At 43.3% G+C, this 25749-nt stretch carries 23 protein-coding genes; 1 reads left to right on the forward strand and 22 read right to left on the reverse strand.

The window, feature by feature from the left end; all coding sequences use genetic code 11:
* Positions 1 to 6: 6 nt before the first annotated feature.
* From GSY63_RS24900 to GSY63_RS23670, 22 genes are all read right to left on the reverse strand, one after another.
* On the reverse strand, positions 7 to 969 hold the full coding sequence (locus tag GSY63_RS24900; RefSeq protein ID WP_166588296.1) for a FecR family protein: 963 nt from the start codon (positions 967 to 969) through the stop codon (positions 7 to 9).
* Between the two features lie 143 nt (positions 970 to 1112).
* Complete coding sequence (locus tag GSY63_RS23570; protein ID WP_166588297.1) at positions 1113 to 2609, reverse strand: calcineurin-like phosphoesterase C-terminal domain-containing protein; 1497 nt, start codon at positions 2607 to 2609, stop codon at positions 1113 to 1115.
* A 64-nt stretch (positions 2610 to 2673) separates the two neighbouring features.
* Positions 2674 to 3252, reverse strand: coding sequence for a sigma-70 family RNA polymerase sigma factor (locus tag GSY63_RS23575; protein ID WP_166588298.1), 579 nt, complete (start codon positions 3250 to 3252; stop codon positions 2674 to 2676).
* A 101-nt stretch (positions 3253 to 3353) separates the two neighbouring features.
* Positions 3354 to 4304, reverse strand: a complete 951-nt coding sequence (locus GSY63_RS23580) for a DUF6515 family protein (protein ID WP_166588299.1) — start codon at positions 4302 to 4304, stop codon at positions 3354 to 3356.
* 117 nt (positions 4305 to 4421) lie between these two features.
* Positions 4422 to 5876, reverse strand: a complete 1455-nt coding sequence (locus GSY63_RS23585; protein ID WP_166588300.1) for a DUF3943 domain-containing protein — start codon at positions 5874 to 5876, stop codon at positions 4422 to 4424.
* Positions 5877 to 5993: 117 nt separating this feature from the next.
* The gene (locus tag GSY63_RS23590; protein WP_166588301.1) at positions 5994 to 6782 is read right to left on the reverse strand and encodes a DUF2490 domain-containing protein; all 789 of its coding nucleotides are present in this window, start codon (positions 6780 to 6782) and stop codon (positions 5994 to 5996) included.
* A gap of 40 nt (positions 6783 to 6822) precedes the next feature.
* On the reverse strand, positions 6823 to 7239 hold the full coding sequence (locus tag GSY63_RS23595; RefSeq protein WP_166588302.1) for a hypothetical protein: 417 nt from the start codon (positions 7237 to 7239) through the stop codon (positions 6823 to 6825).
* 10 nt (positions 7240 to 7249) lie between these two features.
* Positions 7250 to 7879: a DUF502 domain-containing protein gene (locus GSY63_RS23600; RefSeq protein WP_166588303.1), complete on the reverse strand. Its 630-nt coding sequence runs from the start codon at positions 7877 to 7879 to the stop codon at positions 7250 to 7252.
* A 35-nt stretch (positions 7880 to 7914) separates the two neighbouring features.
* Positions 7915 to 8889, reverse strand: coding sequence for a SphA family protein (locus GSY63_RS23605; protein ID WP_166588304.1), 975 nt, complete (start codon positions 8887 to 8889; stop codon positions 7915 to 7917).
* A gap of 495 nt (positions 8890 to 9384) precedes the next feature.
* The gene (locus GSY63_RS23610) at positions 9385 to 9816 is read right to left on the reverse strand and encodes a phosphate-starvation-inducible PsiE family protein (protein WP_166588305.1); all 432 of its coding nucleotides are present in this window, start codon (positions 9814 to 9816) and stop codon (positions 9385 to 9387) included.
* An 8-nt stretch (positions 9817 to 9824) separates the two neighbouring features.
* On the reverse strand, positions 9825 to 11204 hold the full coding sequence (locus GSY63_RS23615; RefSeq protein WP_166588306.1) for a DUF2252 domain-containing protein: 1380 nt from the start codon (positions 11202 to 11204) through the stop codon (positions 9825 to 9827).
* Positions 11205 to 11239: 35 nt separating this feature from the next.
* The gene (locus GSY63_RS23620) at positions 11240 to 12112 is read right to left on the reverse strand and encodes a DUF6515 family protein (RefSeq protein ID WP_166588307.1); all 873 of its coding nucleotides are present in this window, start codon (positions 12110 to 12112) and stop codon (positions 11240 to 11242) included.
* Between the two features lie 18 nt (positions 12113 to 12130).
* On the reverse strand, positions 12131 to 12874 hold the full coding sequence (locus GSY63_RS23625; RefSeq protein WP_166588308.1) for a DUF2092 domain-containing protein: 744 nt from the start codon (positions 12872 to 12874) through the stop codon (positions 12131 to 12133).
* Positions 12875 to 12958: 84 nt separating this feature from the next.
* A complete protein-coding gene (locus tag GSY63_RS23630) occupies positions 12959 to 13612 on the reverse strand; it encodes a hypothetical protein (protein ID WP_166588309.1) in 654 nt (217 codons plus the stop codon).
* A 47-nt stretch (positions 13613 to 13659) separates the two neighbouring features.
* On the reverse strand, positions 13660 to 14481 hold the full coding sequence (locus tag GSY63_RS23635) for a hypothetical protein (protein ID WP_166588310.1): 822 nt from the start codon (positions 14479 to 14481) through the stop codon (positions 13660 to 13662).
* 22 nt (positions 14482 to 14503) lie between these two features.
* Positions 14504 to 15136, reverse strand: coding sequence for an outer membrane beta-barrel protein (locus GSY63_RS23640; RefSeq protein ID WP_166588311.1), 633 nt, complete (start codon positions 15134 to 15136; stop codon positions 14504 to 14506).
* A gap of 33 nt (positions 15137 to 15169) precedes the next feature.
* Positions 15170 to 15793, reverse strand: a complete 624-nt coding sequence (locus GSY63_RS23645; protein WP_166588312.1) for a DUF4136 domain-containing protein — start codon at positions 15791 to 15793, stop codon at positions 15170 to 15172.
* Positions 15794 to 16002: 209 nt separating this feature from the next.
* On the reverse strand, positions 16003 to 17181 hold the full coding sequence (locus GSY63_RS23650; RefSeq protein ID WP_166588313.1) for a BamA/TamA family outer membrane protein: 1179 nt from the start codon (positions 17179 to 17181) through the stop codon (positions 16003 to 16005).
* A 3-nt stretch (positions 17182 to 17184) separates the two neighbouring features.
* A complete protein-coding gene (locus tag GSY63_RS23655) occupies positions 17185 to 18198 on the reverse strand; it encodes a hypothetical protein (protein WP_166588314.1) in 1014 nt (337 codons plus the stop codon).
* An 8-nt stretch (positions 18199 to 18206) separates the two neighbouring features.
* Positions 18207 to 18689, reverse strand: a complete 483-nt coding sequence (locus GSY63_RS23660) for a hypothetical protein (protein ID WP_166588315.1) — start codon at positions 18687 to 18689, stop codon at positions 18207 to 18209.
* Between the two features lie 29 nt (positions 18690 to 18718).
* Complete coding sequence (locus tag GSY63_RS23665; RefSeq protein ID WP_166588316.1) at positions 18719 to 19426, reverse strand: porin family protein; 708 nt, start codon at positions 19424 to 19426, stop codon at positions 18719 to 18721.
* 215 nt (positions 19427 to 19641) lie between these two features.
* Positions 19642 to 20772: a glycoside hydrolase family 18 protein gene (locus tag GSY63_RS23670; protein ID WP_166588317.1), complete on the reverse strand. Its 1131-nt coding sequence runs from the start codon at positions 20770 to 20772 to the stop codon at positions 19642 to 19644.
* A 482-nt stretch (positions 20773 to 21254) separates the two neighbouring features.
* Between GSY63_RS23670 and GSY63_RS23675 the strand changes: the two genes are divergently transcribed.
* Positions 21255 to 25745: a PKD domain-containing protein gene (locus GSY63_RS23675; RefSeq protein WP_166588318.1), complete on the forward strand. Its 4491-nt coding sequence runs from the start codon at positions 21255 to 21257 to the stop codon at positions 25743 to 25745.
* Positions 25746 to 25749: the final 4 nt, after the last annotated feature.

The following is a 25749-nucleotide window of genomic DNA, read 5'->3' on the forward strand; positions in this document are numbered from 1 at the left end:
TTTGTATCAGAATAGTAAGAGAGTTTTGGAATTTTGATAACGGTAGTTAATACCAGTAGCGTAGTGTAAACCCTTTAACAGGTTGTCGATACCAGTGTCTTTCATTTCACCGCTAAAGAGCGGGTGGTTTTGGGCCGCCGGCAACACCACAACGTTGATGTTATACCAGCGCTGTAGCTTTACTGCTATCTCTTTTGCATTGTTATTTTTAAAGTATAGCGTTTCGTTTTGCAGAGAGGTAGCGTCATGCTCGTCAACAGATTGGATCGCCGATTTGCCATTGGTAGCTGTGTAATTAAACTGCTCGCCTGCTTTTACAAACTGTGTATGCTTGTTGGCTGTAATACCCACCAAACCGGTTGCAACCTTAACCTCGGAAACACGATTTTTACGAGAGTAGAAGCTGAAGGAAGTACCGAGTACCGTTAGCTTTACATTATTTTGCGCGTAGATTATAAACGGCTTATTGGTTTGATGTTTTACATCGAAGAAAGCTTCGCCCGATAAGTGTACGATCCTTTTTGCAACGTCATAAGTGTTGTCATATTCAAGGTTAGAATTTGGCGCCATGTACACGAGTGTACCATCGGGCAGGGTAACCTTACCGCGCATGTTGGCAGGTGTTTGCAGGGCAAATTGTTGGGGGTGTTGTTTAGCCGGGCGTAGGTAAAGCCAGCCTAGTACACTAACCAATATCAAACTTGCAGCTACAGCTACATATTTGAATTTCCGTAAAGAAACTACTTTCCCTTTTATGGGTTCGGCTTCAAACATTTTATCCAGCAGATGTTCCCATTCCTTCTGGATATCATGGTCTTTTAACTCCGCATTTAACTTGTTGCTTCGGCGTTGTAAATAATCGAGCAGATATTTGTTTTCGCGCTGCTCGTTAAGCCAGTTGGTTACCTCCCTGTCTTCCTCGGGGGTAGTTTGTTTGTTAATGTATTTTAGTAGTATATCCCAGTTCACGTGATGTATTTTGTAAGAAGAGCACACGAAACGGGGTTTCCACCAAAAGAAATAGTTAAGTATATATTAATATTCTGTTAAGTAGCTCAAAAAACAGAAGGCCCCGGTAAACCGGGGCCTTTGCTTCATGTATAGTTCTAATATTAGAGAGAAATCTGATCGCTATAGCTACTGCCAAATCTATCGATAGCAACAACCTTAATTGTTTTGGCGCCTGCTGAAGGCGTAGCGAAAAACAGGTGGTCGGTAAGTGTGGGCTCAACAAACTTATGTTTCTTTGGCATTTGCGGCCCCTCATACAGCTCCAGCGACCACGGATCGAAATCTACTTTTTGCTCCATGTCGCCTTTCAACACGCCGTCTTCAAACCATTGTACTTTCCATTTGCTATCCCAGTTCCAAACGTTGGCCACCACTGCATTGGGCGATGTTTTCAGTCTGCCTTTTTCGTAAATTTTAAGCTGATATTCTTTGGGTTTACGGGTTGCTTTGTAATACCATGTGATATCATCGCCTTTTACCTCGTACACTGCATAACCTTCTGGGGTTCCGTCGGTACAGATAGGGCCAGTCCACCACGCGCCGCAAACGGTGCCGTGCACGTGTTCCATCATATTGTCGCGCTCCCAATTCTCGTTCATGTGCGTATGGCCCGACATGATATGCACTTTGTAAGGCGCCAGTATCTTGTACAGTTGCTCGCGATTTGAAACCGTGCCTCCTATCTCCTCTTCTGCGAGTTTATTACGACGCTGACCACCTGTAAAAGTTGGAATGTGTAATGATACTACAACGGTACTTCCATGTTTTACCTGAGCCAGATCCTGCTCTAGCCATTGCAACTGGTTTTCGGTTAAATAGCCGATATATTTTTTTACTGTGCCTATGAAGAAAACATCGTCTAAGGCAACATAGTGAATATTACCACGGTTGTAAGAGTAATATGTAGGGCCGAAATTAGCTTTGAAAGTTTTGGCCGAATAATCATCTGTACGGGCATCCAGATCCATATCGTGGTTACCGATCAGATTAAAGAAAGGTATGCCGCTTATATCAACAGCATTTTTGAAATCGGAGATCAGTTCGAAATGATCCCAAACTAAATCGCCACATCCAATGGCATGGAATAGAGTTCCTGCAGGATGTGCTTTTACGAGATCGCACAAATCTGGGGCAGCCTGGGTTACCAGAATTTCGGCATCCTTTTTGGAAATGATCTGCGGATCGGCCCATACTACAAACTTATGGCTGCGATCGTCGGTCTCCAGTTTCTCTAATCTGAAGTCTGCATTGAAAGATGCGCCATTATGATCAACTTTTTTATAAAATTGGGTTATCCCTTTTTCATGAGGAAACGCATAGCCAGCCGGCACACTGATGTATACAAACTCAGCCGTTTTGTTGCTCAGCAAGCTATAATTACCGTTTTTGTCAGTAAGGGTAACGTTTACGCCATCGGTAACGGCCACGTTGCTAATACCAGTACCACTATGGTGAACCCTGCCTTTAAGGGTAATATTGGTAAGATCCTGCTTTTCGGTATTAATTATTGGCGCTGCATGTAGTAGTTCTGCAGGTGCGGCTATGACGGCAGCGCTGGTTAGGCCCAGGCTTTTTATGAAATTACGTCTGTTTGTCATCTGTTTGGTGAATGATATGTTTCTCTGAAGAGCCAGAAAAGCACATTTTCACCAAAAGAAATTATTACGATAATGTAAAGATAATGTTAACCAACATCAACCCACCCGCGATAGTTGCCTTATCGAAATTAGCACTATGCACCATATGACTTAAATGTTCAATGGCTTCGCGCATGTTGTATTCGACCTTCTTTTCGGAAATATCCATAACATCGGCAATCTCGTGATTCTTGAGGCCAAGTAAGCGAAGCTCTATCATTTCGCGTCGCGCAACCGGTAATTTATTGATTAGCTCCTGCACAATTTGGATAGATTGTTTAGCGACAAACCGCTCGAAAGGATTGTAGTTATCTGCCGGGATCTCGAACATGTCCTCAGACAACTGGGATGTTTGATTACTAGCGCTGATGGCTTTCAATGCCCCATTCCTGGCAGAGCGAAAGAGGTAAGGTTTTAATTGCCGGATTTGCAGCTTATCGCGTTGGTGCCAAAGATTTAAGAAAAGGTCGGAAAGCACATCTTTTGCCACATCGCTGTCTTTAACAATCGATTTTACGTAGTTAAAGAGCGGTGTATAGTTTTCTTTAAAGACACCTTCAAACTTATCCAATGTTACCACCAAGGGGCTCTTTGCCGAATCCATATCGTCGGCAAAGAAAGCCCTGCTATATTTAGGAAATAAAAAGCCTGCATTAACTTTATATTAACCCGGTGCAACAAATTCGATAGCTTCTGTAATTGCGTTTATGGAGTTTTCACCTCATCTACTTTTACAACCTCATAAACATCCTTACCATCCTGCTGAATAGGCTGATAATAGGTTTCACCTACTTTAACATAAGTAACGTCCCCTACTTTGGTTTCCTTACCACCTTCGGGCAGGCTGGTTACTATAGAACCTGCAGTTGGCGGTACAACTGTGTAGCCACCATCGCTTTTCTCATAATATGTGCCGCCATAATAATAGTTGTTGGTGGTGGTGGTGCCAGCGCCTTGGACAACTACCGTTTGGGCACCACTTGGTATAGTGGTAACGGTAGCACCAACCGGTGCTTGTACAACAGTGTAACCACCATTACTTTGCTGGTAATAAACCCCCTGATCGTAATGATATTGCTGGTTAGCAACGGTTACAACAATTGCTGTAGTTGCCAGTGCCGCAACAAAGAAGCCCCAAGGATGCCAGGCCGGTCCCCAATAAAAAGGATGATAAGGGTGATAAAAATAAGGATGGTAGCTATAAAAGCTGCGACCGCCATAAACATAAGGCGGCCTTGTATAAGGGCGGTAATTATTTTGCCTTACATAAGTATTACGGTTATTAACGTTAATATTTACGTTAGTATTTCCGCTATTGATGTTAGTACGGTTACCATTATTACGGTTGCCATTGTTACGGTTACCATTATTATTCACCGTGTTATTTGGCCTGTTAATACCGCCATTATTATTCGGCCGGTTGTTAATGTTGGGTCTGTTACCGACATTGTTATTTGGCCTGTTTATGCCGCCGGTATTGGCTGGTCTGCTTGCAGGCCTGTTCATACCACCTGCGTGACCAGCAGGCCTTGATGCTCTGCCACCGCCGCCCCTCCGTTGGGCAAACGTATTTGATAAGTCGCAAATGGATATGATAAGTATGAGGGCAATTGTAGTTTTGCCAATTGATGAAACCTTATTGAGTAACCTTTTCATATTTTATTATTGGTTAAATGCTGCTGATAAATATTTATTAAAATTAAAAACTGTTTTGGGGATATGCATTTTTACCGCACCTACTTTGGTTGCATATTTAAAAATGAAACTTAGCCGCTATATTCTAACCCCGATGGATAACCGGATAAACGGGTACTTTTTATTGATGTCGTCATAGTCGCGGTAATAACCGTGTAATATAAAGGCGCCACCCTCGGCACCCGCAGACACTCTATTAAAAATTCTATACCGCGCCTCCCCCGCAAAAGCATGCAGAAAATAACTGGAGTGGCTACCGTTAAGCGTTTCAAACCAGCCGCCCTGGTAGGCAAGCCTGCCCGTCCATCTGTTATTTATGGATACCCCACCGTTAGCTATAATACTAACACCCGACCCATAATCATAGTTGCGACCTTCGCCATAGTACAGATAAGCATCGGGCACGGCGGCGAGTATTACCACGCCCGCGCCGGCGCGGGTGAAAAATTTCAATTTTTCATTGGTGTCATATTCTGAATATACGGTAAGGTTAACACTTTGCGCACCGTATTCAAATGCCTGGTTATGATAAAAATCATAATTCATGGTCAGAGATAGCAAATGCTCAACCTTCATATTCGATTTAATTTCCCAGGATGATAATAAGCCATTTACTCTAACGGTATTCAATCTTGCCGTATCGTCTTTTCCAAGTTCTACGGTAACATCGAAATTATTAAAAGGAGTTTTAGATTCGCGGTATGGATCGCCGTATAATACCCGCGCTCTGGCATACCATCCTATTCTTCCACGCTCAAAAAGGTCTTGATTTTTCTCGCTGATTTGCCTGGCTCCCAAGTCAATCTCTGCCACAAGGTTAGCCGTATCCAGATCGGTTTCCGGCGCGGTAGAAACTCTACCCCACTTGCCATCTATAATGCGGTTAAACCCATTCATGGGGTTTATTAAAAAGCCAAAGACTTCGCTCATTTGCCGTTTAAATCCGTGTTGCCTTTCATTAATAATTCGGTTAGCTACACGGTAACTCATTTCGCCTAGTGCTATACCGCCTAAGCTGGTATTAATAAAATCGTTCGGGGCTGGGTTATGGGTCTCGCCAGCTACCTCCCACATAAAACTTCCTGCAAACGCTGCAGGTGCCGCCTGCCAGAAACTATAACCGTTGCTGCGAAAGGCGCTGTAATATAAGCTCCCTTGGTAAGGGTGGCCGATTTGGTTAGTGGTAAAATTGTTATCGTCCCACTCCCAACTGCTGGGCTTTAAATTATGCCCGATACTTTTAAAGGATATGTGTGCAAAATCGGCGTCGCGTATAAAGTAGTTGTATGACCACGGGATAATCTGCGCTAACATTAACTCACCCGATGCACGCCAAAATCGCTTTTTAACAGGCGGAAGCGTAGTCATAGTGGTATCTTTTTTAACTTTTACTACGCTGGTGTCTTTTATCGATTTTACGGTATCGTCGATAAAAATTGCGGCATTTGCGCCATGCTCCGTCAACATTATCAAAACCAGAAGCAAAAGCGGAAACGGTATACGTTTTAGATAGATCTTGGTTTTAGTTTTCATCAGGGTAAAGTTTTGTTTCGAGATAAGTAGTTGAATACAAAATAAAACCCTTGGCTATTTATATAAGCAGATTATTGCCCTATTTATGTTGCATTTTAAAATATGAAACTTGACCGCTTAATTAGTATCCGAACTCTCGGGATCTCGTTTTTTGCCAAATAGCGCATGACCTAACCTTGGGAGCAGGTTATTAAATATAATATTACACTGGAATGCATTATAGTTCTGGTCGGTGCCAGGTCGTGGCAAGTATTCGTTAGAATAAGCCACCTCAATTTGCAGGTTATTGGTGATTCCGTAGCCCACGCCAAGCGTTAGCCGATTACGATCGAAAAGGCTACTACCACTTACTTTACTGCTGGTTTTGAAAAAGAGTTCTTCGGACCCGATACCATAAAAAACTTTCTCAGCTATTACTTTGCCATTAATCGGGTAAACAACCTTTACCTGTCCTCTTAAACGGTTTACGGCTTCAAAAACCGTATCCGCGTTCTGTATATGCCTGTCTTCTATGCGCCAGCGTGTGGTCAATATCATACGCTTGCGCGTAATGTAATAGGTTGCTTGCACGGCACTTCGCCATTCGGGGGCTTTTCGCTGATCTATTTCTGGCACGTACCTGTTGTAGTAAAAAGCGTAAAAGAAAGAAAGCTTCCACTTATCTGAAGGCATGTAGTGAACCCATTCGCGCAAATAAAGTTGCGCCAGGCTGCTGAACACACTTTCATGCCCGGGTTTGGTTGTCCAACTTTGTCCAACATTAGTTTCTAAAGCCCATTTCGTGCTGAGGTCGTGGTTAAAATCTATTTCGTTGTTAAATTGCTTATACCCTTGCACTTGCGCACAAACCCTTAAAACCGTTAACGGGGATAATACTACTAAAACAAGAAAGATCAGCTTCTTCATTTAAAACTACACTTCTTTAAAGCTACGGCTGAAATACACTTTATTTCATTGCAAAAACGGTAACATTGGCGCGGCCTCGGGCGATGCCTCTTGTGTCGTACCAAAAATCTATTCTTCTTATTCTACGCTGGCCAACCCCTCTTAGGTCAATTACGCGGCTCTCGCCGCCCTGGGGTATGTCACTAATAATTTCGATATTATCCGGGGCTCCATCCTGATAAGTGACTACCAATTTCACCAGTCGCAATGGCGCGTTGGTAACCTTTAGCTTTATTCGTCTAAAATTATCGAACCCGGTTACCACAATCCCATCATGATCTGCCGTAAAGTTTGCCTGCGTGGTGCCTATTACTTGCCAGGAGCCGGCAGGCGCCGCTCTTCCGGCTCGTACTTGCTGCGCCATTGATGTATTTGAGAAGCAGAGTATTACCAGGAAATAATAAATTAATTTTTTCATAACCGTTGTTTTAGTTTTCAGATTCCTTTTGTTCCATCTCAGTTTCAGAAAAATAGAGGCCCAGTTTTCCTGCTGCGCCGTTTCCGATAGTTTTTATTATTTCAAATGCCTGCTGCATGCTAAGCTCTGTTTCAATTAGTCTTTCCATATCAACTACCAGTAACTCTCCGTCGCGTGGTTTTGGTGTTGAGGGTATAAATATCATTATCATTCGCTCGGTAACGTTTTCAACCTTAAAAGCAATGGCATATTTGCGCACGTCATCGCGGTATAACACCACTTTATTAAACCGATGGTCGTTAATGCCCAAAATACCTTGTGCAGTAGATTTGGTATAATCATAACCGGGCAAATGTTGTAGTACATTTTTCTCAATGATATCGACCAGGCTTTTACCCCATTGCTTTTGACCTGCAAGACCCGCCAGAAAACATAACAGCAGAATAATCAATACTACCAACACATCATTTATCAAGGCGTGTATGTAGGCTGTCCCGGTAACTTTTAAATGCAACGCCACCTGGATCTTTTTCACCACGTTGAAGATCTTTTCAAATATTATGAAAACTATGCCAATTGGAATCAAAAAGAAAATCCCGGTAATGATTGATGCCGTTACATATTTGTATACTCTTTTCATCTCGGGATTAATAAATGATTAATGATATGTAAGAATTATTTTTTTGTAGGAGCTGTGCTAAATATGTGTGCAATGGTTACGAAAAATGTGTTGCCCTGAAAACGGTTAACAGCACCAAGTTCGTCGAGCCAGCGAAGGCCTAAAAGCATCCGTGATTTGGTTAGGAGCACATTCCCTTCTGCACCCAGTGCGTAAGTGTGATCTTTGCCTGGTAAAAATAATGTAGCTCCTGTGTTGGCAAGAGGCAACTGATCTTCAGACGTTTTAAATTGCATATAGTAGATCATGCCTGCCTTGATAATAGATGATGGTATTTTAGTACCGTTGAAGGTATACCAGGTTTTGCCCAATCCACCCTCTAATGATAGAAGATCCCCAACTTTGATGCCGTCGGGGCTGTTCTTTTTATCTCCGTGAAACTCGTAAGAAGCCAATGTTCCAAAACTAACACTCCCTTTAGGATCAAGCCGCAAGGTTGTGCCCGCTGAAAACTCATTACCCCACATGCCTAAGCCGCTATTATTGTCTCCGCCGAGTGAATATTTACCGGTGGGGATATATAGCCCATAATTAAAACTAAAATCGGCTGCTTTACCATGCCAGCCTAACTGAAATGGCTGGATATAGGTATCGCTAAATGCGAATGAACTTTTAGAATTGATGTTATTACCCTCTATTCTATTTGTAGCAAAAGGCAGTAATATAGAAGCCCCGTAATTTCCACCCAATATTTTTGCTTTGCTAACGTAGTTGGCACCGATGCCCGTAAGAAACATATTTAAACCCGGGCTGCCATTAATGTTATCGCCATTTTTATTTTTTAACGACCCGGCATCATAAAAGTAAAGTGGTACCAACAGCGAAAAGGTTTCGGCGGGTGCTTGTGTGCCGGCATCTAAACCCACTCCTCCAAATAGTCTATCGCCTTTTAATTGTGAAAATACTTTTTGTGAGCTAACGAGGCACAGCAGGCAGCAGGCTAATATCGATAAGGTAATTTTGCTTTTCATAATTCTTAGTTGATGTTTTAATAAACAAAGGAACATACTAAAGCTTCATTTAAGCCTGTTTTAGGCATAGGGTTGGTTGCATATTTAAAATTGAAACAATACAAATGTCCTGTATTTCTAAAGACCTGAAAGAAAGGCTGCTATAATTCAACCATTACTTGGAATCCGTCTTTTTTTTTCTGTAGATAACCCGCATAACCGGTTTTTCCTCCCGGGTATTTTTTACGGGCAGCATCATATATAAGATAGCCAGAAACCGCTTAACTTTAATTACATAATTGCTATAAAATCTCTTTTTAGCCATTTTGTCCAACGTCCAGTACATTTAGGTAATCTTATTTCGGTCAGGTTGTTATCTATACAAAACACGGGTAAAATTTTGGTGTTTCAACATCCTATCGGCCTAAAAGCTGTTTCATATTAAAATGTAGAACCCTTTTTTAACATAACAGTTATAGCAATACAGACCGGATAAATTATAAATGAGAATGGAACTTATTTATCAGAATTTCTAACGACAGATTTTTCTGATGTGGTTACAAGATAATAACCTAAAGACAAGGCAATTATCAAAGCGGCGATGGCAAATTCGGACATTGGATTTACATCTTCCATATCAAACATCAATATTTTACGGGTTACCGCTATAAGGCCTACAATCAATATAATCCTAAGCTTTACAGAATGATCATGAGAAAATACCCTTATCGTTTGAATAATCTCCAGCGTTAATAAAATACTAAAAAATAGCCCCGCAACAGGCCTGCCCTTTTCTTCTATATTAAGTTTTGGATCTTTAATATTGCCAATCATATTAAATCCGAAATGATAGGCAAGGTCCCATGTTTGATAACACACAAACACCATTGCTATAATCATTAATACATAGGAAACATACTTCTCAAAATGCTTTAATATTAGTTCCATAACGTTTACTACGATTCTGTTTCTACGGGGATCTTATTAGTCTTGGCCGCGTGGTTAAAAGCTTTATAATCCCGCTCATTTTGGTCGGCATAACTTAATGCAAAGCCGGCTATAGCATCTGCAAAAACATCGCTCTTACCAATGTAGCCCGCAATCTCTGGCGACATACCGCTTTTGGCATGAGATTTTGCCAAAGCCCAACCACATAAAAGAGTATAATTACTTAAAGTGTTTGTTGTAAAAGTATCGATATTAGCCCCCGACTTCATATCCCGCAATTGCCTTATGTAAAAGTCGCGGCCCGCCTTGGTGCGCGCCCATCCTAAAAATATATCGCTCACGGCCTGCATCAATCGTTGCCCGTTAACAATTCGTTCGCCATTATTTTGATACTCAGATTTTTGATTATAAGGTTCTAAAACAGAACGCCTGGCTTCTTTAAATTGCAGAATCAGCGCATCCTCTTCTCCTGCCATCATTAACGCAATAACGCAACGGGTACCAACGCTCCCTACCCCAACAACTTTAACTGCCAGATCTACTAGTTGGTACCGTTTCATCAGTGCCTTTTTATCGTCGGAAAGATTAGCGTAATATCCTTCAAAAAATTCTTGCCCCTCATGAATAAATTTATCTGTATCGGGCAGGTGATAAATTAGCGGAGGTTCATCAACTATCTTTCGTCTCCCATTCTCTAAAACAGATATTTTTGGAAAAACCTGTTCGTGGGTGCGTCGTTTTGCCTTTTCGGTGGCCGATTTGATACGCTTTGCAAAATCAACTTCGTTTTTAAAGTATTTTACGATCGTCTTATTATCCAGCCTGCTATACCATATATCTAACTGGTGCATGGTCGAATACTTCTGCATTTTTTCGGCGTACATTTTTATAGCCCCAAATACAGCCTTCCTGTTTTCCTTATCCGTGAAACCTTTATAGCGGCCAGCTATAATAATGCTGGCCGCAAGTCGTTTAAGGTCCCACTCAAAGGGCGCCTGCAGGGTCTCGTCAAAGTCGTTGATATCAAAAACCTGCTTCCGCTCGGGTGTTGCATAACCGCCAAAATTCATCAAATGGCAATCGCCGCAAGATTGGACATAAATACCACTACTGGGTGTATAAGACAAATCATTGGCCATAATCATAGCGGCGCCCCGGTAAAATGCAAATGCCGATTGCAGCATCCTGGCATGCCTGATGGGAACAAGATCTTGTAGCCTATCCTCATTCGAATCGACGATCAGTTGCACAGGGTCTACCCTATCGCTCTTAGCATAAGAAGTGCTACTATGCAATTCTCTTGGTGTTTTTTCGCGTTGGGCTTTGCCATAATTTATCCGTTCTTCAACGGTCGGCATTGGTTCCCAAATCTTTCTTTCACTTTCCATATCACTTTGTTTTTTGTGTTACCGGGGCGCACATGCTATTGTTTATTAACTTGCACTACCTCATAAGCGTCCTTACCATCCTGAGATATCGGTTGATAATAGGTGCCATTATATACCATATATTTCTTGCCGTCTACCTCCATTTCGCTTGCTCCCTGTGGTATTTGCGTTACGGTAGCACCCGGAGGCGGTGCAACAACCCTATACGAGTTAAGGCTAAGTTTAGAATAGTAGGCACCACCATAGTAGTAATAAGTTGTGCCCGATACAATTACCGTACTGTAACCCGACGGCAGCGAACTAACCGTTGCACCAACCGGAGCAGGCACAACCTTGTAGCCGCCCGAACTTTGCACGTAGTAAACACCCTCGTCATAACTATACTGCTCGTTCTCTACCGAAATAACAATTGCTGCTGTAGTTAACGAAGCCACGAAGAAACCAATAGGATGCCAAAACGGCCCCCAATAGAAAGGCACAAATGGGTGGTAGAAATAAGGCATCGGCGCAAACGGTATTGGCCTGTACGGGTAGTAAGGATGCGGCGGAGGAGGAGGTCCGGGATGTGGGCCGGGTCCGGGGCCGGGACCTGGGCCGGGTGGATGAGGTCCGGGTCCTGGGCCGGGACCTGGCTGCGGATTTATTGGTTTCTGGATACCTCCACCGTTAGCGCCAGGACGAGTACCACCACCATTAAAGCCGCGTGTACCTCCGCCATTAGCACCGGGGCGGGTACCACCGCCGTTAAAGCCATGGAAACCGCCACCGCCTCCCCCACGAAAACCGCCACCGCCACGAAAGCCGCCGTGACTGAAGCGTTGTGCGATTGATTTACCGGGTAAAAAAATGATTATTATAAGCCCTAGTGCAACAATAATAGGGCTTTGTTTTTTGATGATTCTTTTCATAACAATACCTTATTAGTTTTACTGTTGAGCTGATGTTGGTTTAATAGCTATCTTCTGGGCATTAGGAGGTACCGTAAATTCAAAGGCCGAAGCCGGTAAGTCTGCATTGAGGTTCCACCCGGAATATATCGCCTCGTATTGCGGTGTTCCAGGTCTGTTGTTGTAAACAATCACCATCTTTACCGGTAAAAAAAGCAGATCGTTCTTTATCCAGAACTGGTAGCTCATGGTAGAGTCTTTACCTGCAATATGGAAACACTCTTCGCCATTTACTACCGTAGTACCTACCAATTTAAGCGCCGTTGCGGTAGATTTAATATCATCAACAAACGATGGGTAAAAATAATCGGCCGCAGGCACTTCAATTCCGTAGGTTTTACTCAATACCTGAATGGTTTCCAACACGTTATTGGGTACGCTATCTATAAGGCTGTAACTGTTGTTCTCGAACGAATAGTAAACTAGCTTTTTACCATTGTATAACAAAGCATGCCGCTCGTTATCCTCCTTGTTGTCGATCATCAGCTTGTCGGGAAAATGAGCATAAACGGTTTCGTCCTTCGATCGTTTAATCAATCCCAGATCATCCGTAGGTGTATCGTAAAATGCCTGTACATGTACCGCACAGGAGGTCATGTTTTTTAGGGTGCCGGCCATCCGCTGCATAATATACAGCGCCGAGGTATCCACATTTTGTGCACGTACCACTGTACTGATAATTAATATCAACCCTAATAAACCTAGTCTTTTTTTCGAGCGCATGTTTATAATATTTAAGGACAACAACCGCGTTATAAATAACCTTTTCATGGTTAACAATTTGAGTCTATTGCTTCGAGCACGAGTTTATTTGCCTGCTGGCGCAACAAGGCCATCTTTGACAACCTGTTCGCTGATGGCTTTTTCGTAACCTTTCAGGAAGTCATCTAACGACGATGGATCGTAAGTTTTTGATTGAGCAGACCAAACCAGTTTTTCTGAAGCGGCATCGTACAGGTTGGTTTCTATGTAGTACACCTTATCATTTTCATAGTAACCTGGCTGATAAAAACTGTTGTATCCGTATGCCCAGTATGCACCGAAAGTACCATAATAACCAAAGCCTGGGGCCGGATATACACCTGTGCCCGGCACATAATGAGTTTCTGTTTCTTTGTTAACCAGTGCAACTGTTAAAATACCGTCGCAATTTTTATCGCGGATGGCTTTCAACACGGTTTCTTTGTCTTTATCATTGCCGCTGGAGTGAAAGTCGGGAGGGAAAACATCGATGCTCTTTACGGCTGCAATACCTTTTGTTGATAGATATTGAGCCATACCTGTTTCAACACTTTGCTTTGCCGATGTGTTGGCAGTAAGTGCCGATACAAATATGTTTTTAAAAGCCACTTGTGTTACACCGGGAGCTTTATACGACCCTACTATAGATGTACTTGAACCACATGCCGAAATGACTAATGCTGCCAGCAATGCCATACTTAAGTTTCTGAATTGTTTCATGATTTCTATTTGTTTAAACGTTTATGTATTGATTTTTAATTACTTATTTATTTAGGAAACACTAATGCAAACACCGCCCGAATACCAAAATCTGCCCTGGACTCTGAAGGTCCGGCTATCGGAATTCTAGGCCCTACGCCCATTTGCACCGTTTGCTTACCCAACTTGGTTACTCCAGTTATAATGGGGTTTAAAAAGCCAGAGAAAGTTCCGGTATGCCAGTTTTCCGTGAGCTCGGCATTAGCACCTAAACCAGCTCCGGTTTTCCAGTTATGCGTAAAAAAAGGTTGCATGAACAATTGATTTACCGGCGACCTGCCCGAACTGCCAGCTATAGACCATATCTGGTTAAATAACATACCGTAGGTAAGCGCACCCTGTTGTTTTAATACCAGCGCGCTTGGTCCCAAACCAAATTTCTGCGTACCAAGGTATTTGCTAGTGCCCGTGGGTATAAGCAAAGCTGGGCCCACACCCCATATCAGTCCATTTTTTACATTTGTGGGAGCGAAAAAAGCTGTGGCGGTAATATCACTAAGCCCGGTTTGACTGGTATTAGGGCCAATAATATCACGCTGCGCTATAACGGGTAAAATAACCCTAACTATCATGTTAAGTTTTGGATTGAGTGCTACCGGCACAACGGGTTGAATATTCAAGGTGTTTTTAGAACCATTATTAGGCCCTATCCCCCAGTCGGTATTATTTTGAAAAGGCACACTGATAAGGCTCGCCACTGGATTAGACAGCTTTTTCGCCAACTCTTCGGCACTTTGGGCCTTGGCAGTGTCTGGTTTGCTTTTTTGCTGACAAAATGCCACTGAGGTGGATAGAAACCCAAAGACTGCTATTAATGCTAAATTTCTCATGATAATAAGGGTTGCGTATTATTTAAGGTGCTGTGAAAACAAGACCGATTGTTATTGGGAATTGCGACAAATGGTTAATGTGAAATGTGTCGTTACTGTTGGTGGCATAATTATAGGCCACGCTCACAAATCCACCTAAATTGGGGCTGAATTTGGCTAACGCACCTGCCTCAGGCCTGAAAACAAAACCCCAATTACGATCGCCAACAGAATAGATGTTGAAATAGGCATTCTGTTCAGAGTATTCCGTACCCAACCCTACACCTATGTATGGCCTTACCATTGACGAACCTTGAAAATAGTAATGCACACTTGCGGTAATCGGAGAAGTATACACTTGTCGTATCATATCGCTGGTTACGGCGCCGGTGCCATCGGGCCTTTGATAGGTTTGTTTTGGAAAATATTGCTCGAATGAATTGTAACTAACGCCTATACCAACGGATACGTTAGGCGTGATCATTCGGCGGTAATCGAACCGCGCACCAGCCCAACTGGTTTTGGTAAGGTAGTCGCTGTTGGTGGGTATCGCCACCTCATAGCCAACAAGAAACAGGTCGCGACCTGCGGAGAGGGTTCTGCTACTACTGGTTTGAGCTTGCGAATATTTGCAGAAGCCCATTAATGCCAGAAATATATATGCTATTTTTTTCATGATAAATCAATTTTAGAGTTATAGACAGATGTATTAATTAGCCTTAAAATAAGGCGATTGCACAAAGCCCTGATTAATAGCATTAATGCCGCGGTTTAAGTTTCCGCCCATATCAGAACCTAGCGCGCCAAATGCCGCCACATTCCAGATCACCCTATACTGACCGTTGGTTTTAGCGTTTTTAAGATCATACACGTCCAATATTTCCGTACCGGTGTTATAGGTGTAAACAGTAGTCCACGGATAATAATAAGGATAGTAGCCGCCCCACCAATAAGGGAACCAGCCTGCGTAACCATCCCACCAACCAGGATAGTACACATCAACATTTACCACTTTTACCACGCCAAGCCTCAAACCCAGATCGGGTTTTGCAGTACGGGCAACAAGCGTATAGCCTCTGGATGCCATATTGCTTTTAACAGCGGCAACCAGTTTAACGGCGTTAGCATCATTAAGTATAGTATCCTTACCAGTACCACCCAGGTTGATTACCGTATCGGCCATGTAATAGGTTTTATAACTACCGAATGAAGCTGTTTTATCTAAATTGGTTGATACAATAAACTCAGACGACAGCTTATCGTAATCGGGTTCTTTACGGCATGACGCAAATCCTATTGCGACAATTAATAGCAGATAAATAAAATTTTTCATGTTTAGAATATTTGTAAATGGTATTAAAGATTTTAGAATATCATACTGGATCCTTTTAGTCACTCGTAGTAATTCCATTTGTTGACTACGGAACGTAACGATATAAGTGCCAGACGTTTAGTAACGCTTTATGGGAATAAACCCAACTGATGATCTCTGAAATAAAAGGGGTCTTGTTCATGGTGTTATATATTTAGATGTCGTTATTATTATCTGAGCCAATTACTGCCAAATACAATATAATAGGCCCATTTCTCTGGCCCACGGGCTACATCGGCACCCATTCGCAAACCAAATTTTCGGGCAATGAGATACCTGAAACCGGTGCCATAACTGTAGGCAATGTCTTTAGCCAACATTTCGCCCCAGTCATCATAGGCTACGCCGCCACCGCCAAAAAATACGGCACTCCAGCGTTTGTAAAGGTCCCAGCGAAATTCGGCCTCGGTTAATAAAGTTGCCTTACCCTGATAGCGGCCTGATGGGATGCCTCGCATATTGATAGATGGCAGCGTATAAAATGGTGGAGAGCCTAAGGACTGCTGTCCTTCTATCCGCAAACCACCAATAAACTTTTTGGCAAGCGGTGTATACCCAATTGCCGAATAGTCTATTTGCCACGAATTATAATCGCTGCCTAACACACTGTTTGACCAGAAGAAATCGGACTCTACGCGCACTCCTTTATTGGGTGTAAATATGTTGTCGCGACTGTCATATTGAAAAACACCTCCGGCCTGGCTTATGGTGCTATTTATCTCTTTACTGGTTACAAAATCCGGAAGATTCTCCCCTCTTGATGCTATCTTGGCATGTAAAAAGAGGTATTGTAAACCAGCGCTCCATCTGTTATTATTACCAAATTGCTTAAGAGCCTGTAAATAAATAGGCACAACCTTAAAATTGAATTTAAATTCCTGCTCGCCTATTACAGGGAATGTATGATAAAAGCTCATGTTGATGTTACCATAGGCCGCAAATGCTCTATAAGTAATATTGGGTTTAGCGAATGTCCCCCCTCTGAAGCCACCAATTAGCCAACTGTTATTGGCAGTGTACATACCTATACCCCCGGTGATATCTGGATTAACGCGCCTGACACGTACTTTGCCATTGACGGTATCTATCATAGGCGCTCTCTGCTTTAGGAATATAGGCACAAGAGCTCCACCTATGCCACCTAAGGCAGGCTCGGTGATAGGCACGGGCACTAAAACAAAACCCTTGGAATAAATCATGTAGTCGCTTAGGTCAAAGGCATGATCAAGCGAATCGTGCATAGATACTTTGTGCTTCTCCCCCTTTGGCTTATCCTGACCCGAAACCCTATCGGCAGCCAGGCAAAACACCAATAGAAACAGAAACGTTATGTAGTTATTTTTTGTCATAAGCTATAATCCAAACCGGTAATTAACTGAAGTAAGCAACGATTTTCTACCGCCTAAAAAGCCTGTTTCTGTTCTAAACTGCCAACGATGGTTTAACTGAAACTGCCCACCAAACAGCATACTCCAATTGGAGGTTGCGCGTTTTATTAGTGAATAGGATATGGAGGCGTTTTGAAGATCCAAGCCGTCTATCTTGTCTAATAATTTTTCGGCTATTTGCTTGGTAACAATTTTTTGAGCTGGGGTAAGCGTTTGGTACCAGGCTGCAGTTTCGTCTTTAATGGGTTGCAGATCGGGCTTGGTAGCACTGCTGTTTAAATCGCTAAACTTGATTGTACCTGTGGTTGTGCGGCCGATAAAATTCCCGGTGGTACCTACCCAAAGGGTGACGTTACGATCAGGCCGCCGTTTAAAATTGATGGCATGCCCAAAACGCCCGCTGTATGACCGGGTATTAATAGCGCCGTCTATATTATCTAAAAACGACCATGTGCTGTTAGCATCTATGACGCCGAAAATGCCGTACATGGCACCTCCCAGGGACGCCCCGATACCAGCCATTGGACCTTTAAAGTTGGCCTTACTCGAAAAATTAAAGGGAGCAGTAACATTTACGTTGGTACTGGCAAAGGTTCCGCCAACTATCCCATACACGTTAAAAAAAGGTAGTGCCCACAAATCAAACCGGGTATTTACGGATTGAAAATGAGCCTTAACCTCACCAAATTTTACGAAATCCAGCGGCACTAACGGGCCACCGTTAAAGCCCACCTGCAGATCGGATATATTGACTAGCTGTGACCCTGTAATATAATTAAGCATTACGCCCGCCGGCAAGGGCATATCAATACCTTTTTTGGTAACCCGTTTGCCCCAAGCCGGGAAAACATAAGGATATGTTGACTGCTTAATGCTGTCAACATACCTTTCTCTTATTGTTCTACCGTCTGGGCCTTGCGCGAAAGCTAAGACAGGTACAACAAAAGAAACTAATAATATGATCGCTCTGATCGACATAAGTTTTCTTATTGTCTTGTGGTTTTATCCAATTCGCCTATAAACGGAATATTGTCTTGCACTTTAACCCTGATGATAGCTTGTAGGTAGCTTTCGAGCTGGTAAAATTTTGCCGCATTTTTACCACCTATCGCCTTCGAGAATTTCTTGAAATACGATTTCTGCAGATCTGTTAATGATTTATCATTGGCAAAAACGCGGTTCGCCAGATCGTCTGATTCCTGATCGGTAAGGGTATCGTAACCTTTTAAATAATCGGCTATAATAGCAGAGCGCTGGGTGCTTAGGTTAACACGTTTACCTTCATACTCTTCATATATAGGCCAAAATACCTGGCTTTGGGCATCGCTCAGTTGCAGATTTTGCTTTACCAGATCGGCTTTTTGTTTTTGGAATACACTTTGCACAATGGCCAGATCTTCTTTCTCTGTTTGAGCGTAAACTGCTGTTGTTAGTACGGTTACGATTGCTAGTAGAATGATACGTTTCATCGGATGATTTTTTATGGTTACTTATTGATTTACTTTTTCTTGCCAACCGGAATCGGTATACCTACCCCCAGTTGGAAATATTGGTTTTTAGCACTGAAGGGCACCTCGCTCTTATACACATTTACAAAGCCCTGCGAAAACCTGAAATTGAGCCTAACGCCATTGCCTTTATAAAAAGCATACTGAATGTCGGCGGCTGCATCAATATCAAATCGGCCGTAATAATCATTTGTCTTATAAACAAGCTTTTCATCGCCCCCATCGGGCAGTGTTTGCGTATAGATATCCTTTGCTATGGTGCGGATGGCAATCTGAGGGCCGGCTGCGAGGCTTAGTTCTGGTGTTAGATTATAGCGCATCAACGGGCTTATTTCGAAATAGGTGAGCTTGCGTGCAATGTCCGCATCGAGAGCACCCGGCACATTGGGTTGTAACTGATAGGCGAACGGAATAGCATTTGCCCCCCTCGATGATTTAAAGATGAAGTAATTACTCAATGTCCACCTCCCTTTTAACCTTACATTAGTATAAGCTCCAAACGCCAAACCGGGGCGCAAATTCGAACTTGGCGTGTTGGTAAGGTCCGATGCCTCCAAAGCCAAATGAATACCCAGCGAAATATTGTCGTTCTGTATTTTGCCGCCAAATAATAAAGCCAATAGCGCCTGTCCACGTGCGGGCATAGCATAAATACATAAGCAAAACAGAACAGGTAGATATTTTTTCGACTTGTGCATTTGGCTGGTTTTAAGGCGCGTGCATTTATACCTACAAAGTAAACCCGTTACCAAGCGATGGAGGCTTATTTGGCCGTCCAAATTGTTGCAATTCAAAAGATGCAACCGCATTATTATATAATGCGATGCATTTTTCGGAAATCAGGAAGGAAAACAGTAAGGTGTATATGTGATTGGTGCGAAACTATGCACCGGAGGTATTGTTGATTTGCAAATTAATGTTTGCTATTATTTTGATGAGTTGATGCCTCATTTAGCGCCGCAGTTATTAAAGAATGTTTATCGTCCGTGTCTTGCCCCAGCTCCCAAAACATAATGCCCCCACCATATTTCATAGCGCCACGGGTTTTCTTTTTCACCGTATTTATGCCATCATAATAAATGGTGTAATGTTTTGATGTGTCTTTAGCAGAGATTGGCTTACTTGTTTTAATAACGGCGCTGTCGCTATATGCGTTGCCCCCTTCTTTTAATATGGTTTTAAAGGTTAAAACATGGCCTTCCTGCGGGATGCCACTCGGCCTTCCATAAATGGGCATACCGAGTACGCATTTATTTTTACTCATTTTACGAACGCGCAGCCAATAATAGAAACTATTATAAGCAACCTTACTATGCTGCACATAAGGTTTATCATCGCTATAATCGTCATAGATCATCACGTTAAACCAGTCTACCCAAGGGCCGGTCAAAAGCTCCTTCTCAATCGCGCTGGCCCGCTTATGAACCTTGTTTACTCCAGGCGCCACAGCACAGCTAAAATAGTACCGGCCGTTAACGTGGCAACTATCGCCCAATTGCTTTGCAAATGCAGTAAATGGCTTATCTGTTTTTTCCCTTATCGTTGGAAACTCCCAATCCAGATCTACGCCATCTGCTCCGTATTGCCTAACTAACTGCATTATATGATGTATAGCTTTAGATCTATCGCCAACATCTTTAGTCATCTTCTTAAACTCATATGGATCTCCACTGATTCCCAAAAAAGCTTTACTATGATTCCGGTGTGCTCTCCTTATCAAAGATTTCAGGACTTCCGGATAGATTACCTTTACCACATTATTAGTTAACAATTGCGCACAAGCATATACCACCACATTACATTGCGCAAACTTTTTTTCAGCTACCTCACTCGAGTCTCGTGAGTCCAACATGTAACCCACGATCTTAAAGCCTAACTCCGGTGGCACCATTATTTTTATAGGTAGTGGTTTATCCGGCTGCTTAATAACTGGCTCTTTGACTGACATTTGCTTTTTATCATTCGAATTGCAGCCACATAATACACTCATGGTTAGCAATAATAACCAAAATAGCAGACTGGCTAATCCGTGCTTTATTTTCACATCGATCTTAATTAGTAATCATTTTCATTCGATTCATTTGCAGCAGCCTTTACCAAAGCGATTAAATGATATATAACAGGTATACTATAATTCATACCTTAATATTATAGATAGCTTCTTTATAACAGTTACCGTTCACTTTGGTGCAATTTTATTAATCCGGCACATCTGTTATATTCCAAAGTTCTGCAATCTTGGCTACCTGATAATCAAGACTCTTGTTGCAAGTTTAAATTTGAAACACATCTTAAAGCCTAATCAATACTATCAGGCATCTCATTTCTCTACATTTGATTACACATACCTAAAAACAGTTAAACATTTATTGCTTTATCATAATCAGGATTAACTACTGGCATCCCCTGCGGCAATGTTTAAATTCAACCCCATAACACTGCGGCGCTAGTATTTAAGTAAGAATGGCTCCAGGCGATTTTGTTTCTGATGGTCTGTCAAAAATCGATGTCAGTAATCGCGTTAATATGGTAAGATTTTTACGAATACATTTAGCCGTAGTACTACTTATACTACTTGCACAATGCGTTGTAAAAGCGCAAAACTGTACTATAAATGCAGGGGTAAATCAGACACTTTGCGAAGGCACCTCATTTACATTAATCGGTACAGGTAACGGCAACTTTACCGACTTGCCAAAATGGACACAAATTGCGGGGCCTGCGGTTACTTTATCAGCGTCAACAATAGCCAACGGGCAGGTTACTGCCAATGTTACCGGTTATACAAAAGGCATTGCCTATACATTCAGGCTATCAGCAAAATGCACCGACGGGACACCCGTTTCTGACGATGCTATTTATATATTTTCACCACTTACAGTGGCTAGCGCGGGGCCACCGGTAACATCTTGTCCGGGAGTGATAACCATGGCCGCCAACGCCGTAAAACCAGGAGAAACAGGCACATGGCAAGTAATAAATGGTAATTTACCACTACCATCGCCGGTTAATGACCCACATGCCACGGTCACCCTTCCCACAACCGGCAATGGTGTGGGCACAACCATCTTCCGTTGGAAAATAACCGATGGTACATGTACCTCTACCTCAGATGTTGCAGTAACTGATATAGGGGGAGTAACACCTGTAACAGCATCTGGGCCGGGTGCTACAGTTGCCTGTTATACTTCATTTGCCAGTACAAATATATCTGGCTCGTACCCCGGCACCGGTAACGGCCAAATGGGTACATGGTCTTTTATAAGTGGGCCTAGTACTCCCGTTTTCGGCGATATCCATAATAACAACACTACTTTAGGTAATTTGCAGGGCGGAACTTATGTGGTTCGATGGACCGTATCAGGCCCTTGCGTTAATGGTTCTGCAGATGTCACCATACAGGTTGCCCCTCCCTCCCAGGACGTAACACAGGCGGGTGGAACAACTTCTAACTATTGTGACAACCGTACCAGCACTGTTTTAAATGGTGTACGACCTTTATATGCCAATGAAACTGTACTATGGACACAGGCAGCCGGCCCCGCTGGTGCAACTATTGTTAGCCCAACGTCTCCCTCAACTGCAATTAACGGACTTTTACCGCCTAACCAGTACGATTTTAATTATACAATTACCAATAGTGTTACCAATTGCAGTTCGACAGGTACTTATCGTATTCGTTATATTAATCCTCCACAGTTTGTAACCTTTCCGGTTAGCCCGGTGGTTTTACCTACCGACACCCTGCAATATAATGTTGTCTATTCAACATCGGGTGGTAACCTGTTGCAATTTGCACTGGTAAATTCACCGGCAGGATCAAAGGTTTTGGATAGCATTGGCCTCAACAACTACCTTAACGCGGGCGCTACATCAGAGCTGGTTAGAGGGATGGATAAACCAGGCAACTATATTTATCGGTTTAAACTATCAAACAATAACGCCACCGGAGGATGTGAAGACGTTTATAAGGATATTTCTATAATTGTTTCACGGAAACCGTATGATTCTAACGCAGGCACGTCACAATTTTTAGCTTGCGGAAGTACAACGGCAACACTGGCAGGTAACGCACCCACCGCAGGAGACAATGGCCAGGGCACTTGGACACAAATAAGCGGTCCAAGTATTGCTGCAATTCAGGATATACATTCAAATACAACAACAGTCAGTAATCTAGTCTCTGGTGTTTATATCTTCAGGTGGATTATCTCCGCAGGAAACAATGTTCAGGACAATACGGAATCAATCGTTCATATTATTGTGGCATCGCCACCAACCACAGTTGATGCCGGCGCAGACGTTGGAACTTGTTACGGTACACCCATAAAACTCAACGGTAACCAACCGAAAGATGAAGAGACAGGTACATGGTCTGTAGTTTCAGAAACTCCGGCAATACCGGCTAGCACCATCACATTTTCGGATATACATGATCCGCAGGCAATAGCAAATGGGTTCAGGCCATTTAAAGTTTATAAACTGCAATGGACCATAAGCAATACCTGCGGAAGTATTGCAGATACGGTTAGCATTAATACCACCGTAACAGATGGCCCTCAGCAAGCCGTGGCAGGGCCTGACCAGTGTTTAGCCTCTGGCACAAGTAGTTTTAATTTAGCGGCCAATGCACCCAGCGCCGACGAAACCGGCACATGGACCCTGCTACCTGGTGCACCAAACACACCTATTTACAGCACCACGGCCAGCAGTCAAACCGTAACAGGAGCCGTGAACGGAAGATATACTTTTGAATGGAAGCTCGATAAAGGAGGTTGTACATCGTCGAGAGATACGGTTGAGATAACTATTTCTGCCCCGACCACAGCTGCGACAATTGCTGGTGCCCCCTTGCAATCAGTTTGCGGTTCTACAACGATAACGCTTAACGGAAATACACCAGCAGCAACAGAAGCAGGTTTATGGACTCAAACCGGAGGTTTAGGCGGCGCTGTTATCACGTCGCCTAACTCAGCCACTACCACAGTTACTGGGCTTGGAGACGGAGCCTATAAGTTTACCTGGACTATCTCTAACGGAAGTTGCTCAAGTTCATCGGCTGACATAACCTACAATGTAAATCAGGCCGCAACTATAGCCAATGCAGGCCCCAATCAAAATATATGTGATGTTAATACTACCACCCTGGCTGCTAATCCCATTGTAGTTGGTTCAGGTGTATGGTCTGTAGTAAGCGGGCCAAACACCCCAAGGTTTACAGATATAACTGACCCGCATACTATTATAAGCGGACTGGTGTTAGGTACGTATACTTTAACATGGACTGCTACCAATGGCACAATTTGCCCACCTTCATCATCAAATGTATCCATTACCGTGGGGCTGTCTGCCAATGCAGGTCCTGATCAAAACCTTTGTAATACCACGATCACTGTGTTATCGGGCAATGAGGGCACTACCGGCACATGGACAGAAATTAGCGGCCCCTCTACCGTAACATTAACACCGAACTCTAACAACACCTCAGAAGTTACCGGTCTTATACCTGGCACTTACGTGTTTAGATACACCGTAACAGTGGGTGGTTGCGGAAATTTAACCGACGATGTCACGGTGAACGTTTCCGGGCCACCGTCAACTGCCGATGCCGGTCCGGATCAGAACCTTTGTACAAGTGCAGGTACAACGGTTACACTCACAGCCGCGACACCAACCGTAGGCACCGGCATGTGGAGTATAGACAGCGAACCGGGCGGCGCTAACGCAACAATAGCATCCGCTGCTACACCTTCTACGGCAGTTAATAACCTTTCTGTACCGGGAGTTTATATTTTAAGATGGACAGTTTCTGCAAATAGCTGTACAGGCATGCAATCCAGTAATGATATCGTGCGCATAGAGGTATCATTACCACCAACTACTGCACAAGCCATGGCGGCACAGCCAACAGACTGTACAAGCAGTGTTATACTAACCGGCACAACACCAACGGTGGGTATAGGAACATGGACATTGGTAAGCGGACCATCTACACCAACTATTGATGCGCCAAATTCGCCAACAACAACCATTTCCAACATAACAGCTTCTACAACGCCATATATATTCAGGTGGACAATAACTAACGGTAGCTGCGCTCCGTCATCAGCAGATGTTAATATTACGGTGATAGACAATACACCTGCCTTAGCGGCAGCAGGCACAGTGGCCGACAAGTGTACCCCGGCCGTGGGCGGCAATACATCTGTTAATCTGGCTTCAACTAATGTATTAACCGGTAATGACCAGGGCACCTGGACTGTGGTAATCCAACCGGCATCGAGCCCTGCTGTAGCATTTAGCGACATTCACAGCCCCACTGCAATAGCGAGTGGATTAGTAGCAGGAGAGTATAATTTCAAATGGACCATCACCAACCTAAGCTCCTGTACTTCAGCAGATACAGCGGGTTTCAGAATTTACGACCCACCGTCAACCGCGGATGCAGGGCCGCCGACATCTGGTTACTGTTTGTACGCCCCTGTTGTATTGGCTGCAACAGCCCCAACAACCGGAATTGGAACCTGGACGGTAGTTTCAATGCCCACGGGAGCTGCAACCCCAGTGTTCAGTTCTGTAAATGACCCTCACGCCACCGTAACGGGATTGGTGCAGGGCGATTACGATTTGCGCTGGACAACATCAAATGGTCCGTGCGTAACCAGTCAGGACGATATTATCATAACCATTAACGATTGCCAGATAGCAATAGCCAAGGATAATCCCAACACGCCGGTATTGCAACCCGACGGAAGCTTTAACGTAACATTTGTATTCCATGTAAAAAACACAGGCACAGTAGCGGTGAATAATGTACAGGTTGTAGACAACCTGATAACTACGTTCCCATCGCCCAAAACATTTACTAAGGTAAGTATCGCAACCACCGGGGCACTAACGGCAAACAACAACTTTAACGGAAATTCTGACACCAATCTGCTCACGGCAGGTTCGTCCAGTCTGGCTTCCGGAGTTGAACAGACAGTGACACTGGTTGTAAATGTTAAACTGAATTGATAAC

This window comes from Mucilaginibacter agri (assembly GCF_009928685.1).
Taxonomy (GTDB): domain Bacteria; phylum Bacteroidota; class Bacteroidia; order Sphingobacteriales; family Sphingobacteriaceae; genus Mucilaginibacter; species Mucilaginibacter agri.

Excerpts from the sequence above, each read along its gene's own strand:
- GSY63_RS23570 (WP_166588297.1), bottom strand. The coding sequence starts at position 2,609 with ATGACAAACAGACGTAATTTCATAAAAAGCCTGGGCCTAACCAGCGCT.
- GSY63_RS23575 (WP_166588298.1), bottom strand. The coding sequence starts at position 3,252 with ATGGATTCGGCAAAGAGCCCCTTGGTGGTAACATTGGATAAGTTTGAA.
- GSY63_RS23580 (WP_166588299.1), bottom strand. The coding sequence starts at position 4,304 with ATGAAAAGGTTACTCAATAAGGTTTCATCAATTGGCAAAACTACAATT.
- GSY63_RS23585 (WP_166588300.1), bottom strand. The coding sequence starts at position 5,876 with ATGAAAACTAAAACCAAGATCTATCTAAAACGTATACCGTTTCCGCTT.
- GSY63_RS23590 (WP_166588301.1), bottom strand. The coding sequence starts at position 6,782 with ATGAAGAAGCTGATCTTTCTTGTTTTAGTAGTATTATCCCCGTTAACG.
- GSY63_RS23595 (WP_166588302.1), bottom strand. The coding sequence starts at position 7,239 with ATGAAAAAATTAATTTATTATTTCCTGGTAATACTCTGCTTCTCAAAT.
- GSY63_RS23600 (WP_166588303.1), bottom strand. The coding sequence starts at position 7,879 with ATGAAAAGAGTATACAAATATGTAACGGCATCAATCATTACCGGGATT.
- GSY63_RS23605 (WP_166588304.1), bottom strand. The coding sequence starts at position 8,889 with ATGAAAAGCAAAATTACCTTATCGATATTAGCCTGCTGCCTGCTGTGC.
- GSY63_RS23610 (WP_166588305.1), bottom strand. The coding sequence starts at position 9,816 with ATGGAACTAATATTAAAGCATTTTGAGAAGTATGTTTCCTATGTATTA.
- GSY63_RS23615 (WP_166588306.1), bottom strand. The coding sequence starts at position 11,204 with ATGGAAAGTGAAAGAAAGATTTGGGAACCAATGCCGACCGTTGAAGAA.
- GSY63_RS23620 (WP_166588307.1), bottom strand. The coding sequence starts at position 12,112 with ATGAAAAGAATCATCAAAAAACAAAGCCCTATTATTGTTGCACTAGGG.
- GSY63_RS23625 (WP_166588308.1), bottom strand. The coding sequence starts at position 12,874 with ATGCGCTCGAAAAAAAGACTAGGTTTATTAGGGTTGATATTAATTATC.
- GSY63_RS23630 (WP_166588309.1), bottom strand. The coding sequence starts at position 13,612 with ATGAAACAATTCAGAAACTTAAGTATGGCATTGCTGGCAGCATTAGTC.
- GSY63_RS23635 (WP_166588310.1), bottom strand. The coding sequence starts at position 14,481 with ATGAGAAATTTAGCATTAATAGCAGTCTTTGGGTTTCTATCCACCTCA.
- GSY63_RS23640 (WP_166588311.1), bottom strand. The coding sequence starts at position 15,136 with ATGAAAAAAATAGCATATATATTTCTGGCATTAATGGGCTTCTGCAAA.
- GSY63_RS23645 (WP_166588312.1), bottom strand. The coding sequence starts at position 15,793 with ATGAAAAATTTTATTTATCTGCTATTAATTGTCGCAATAGGATTTGCG.
- GSY63_RS23650 (WP_166588313.1), bottom strand. The coding sequence starts at position 17,181 with ATGACAAAAAATAACTACATAACGTTTCTGTTTCTATTGGTGTTTTGC.
- GSY63_RS23655 (WP_166588314.1), bottom strand. The coding sequence starts at position 18,198 with ATGTCGATCAGAGCGATCATATTATTAGTTTCTTTTGTTGTACCTGTC.
- GSY63_RS23660 (WP_166588315.1), bottom strand. The coding sequence starts at position 18,689 with ATGAAACGTATCATTCTACTAGCAATCGTAACCGTACTAACAACAGCA.
- GSY63_RS23665 (WP_166588316.1), bottom strand. The coding sequence starts at position 19,426 with ATGCACAAGTCGAAAAAATATCTACCTGTTCTGTTTTGCTTATGTATT.
- GSY63_RS23675 (WP_166588318.1), top strand. The coding sequence starts at position 21,255 with ATGGTAAGATTTTTACGAATACATTTAGCCGTAGTACTACTTATACTA.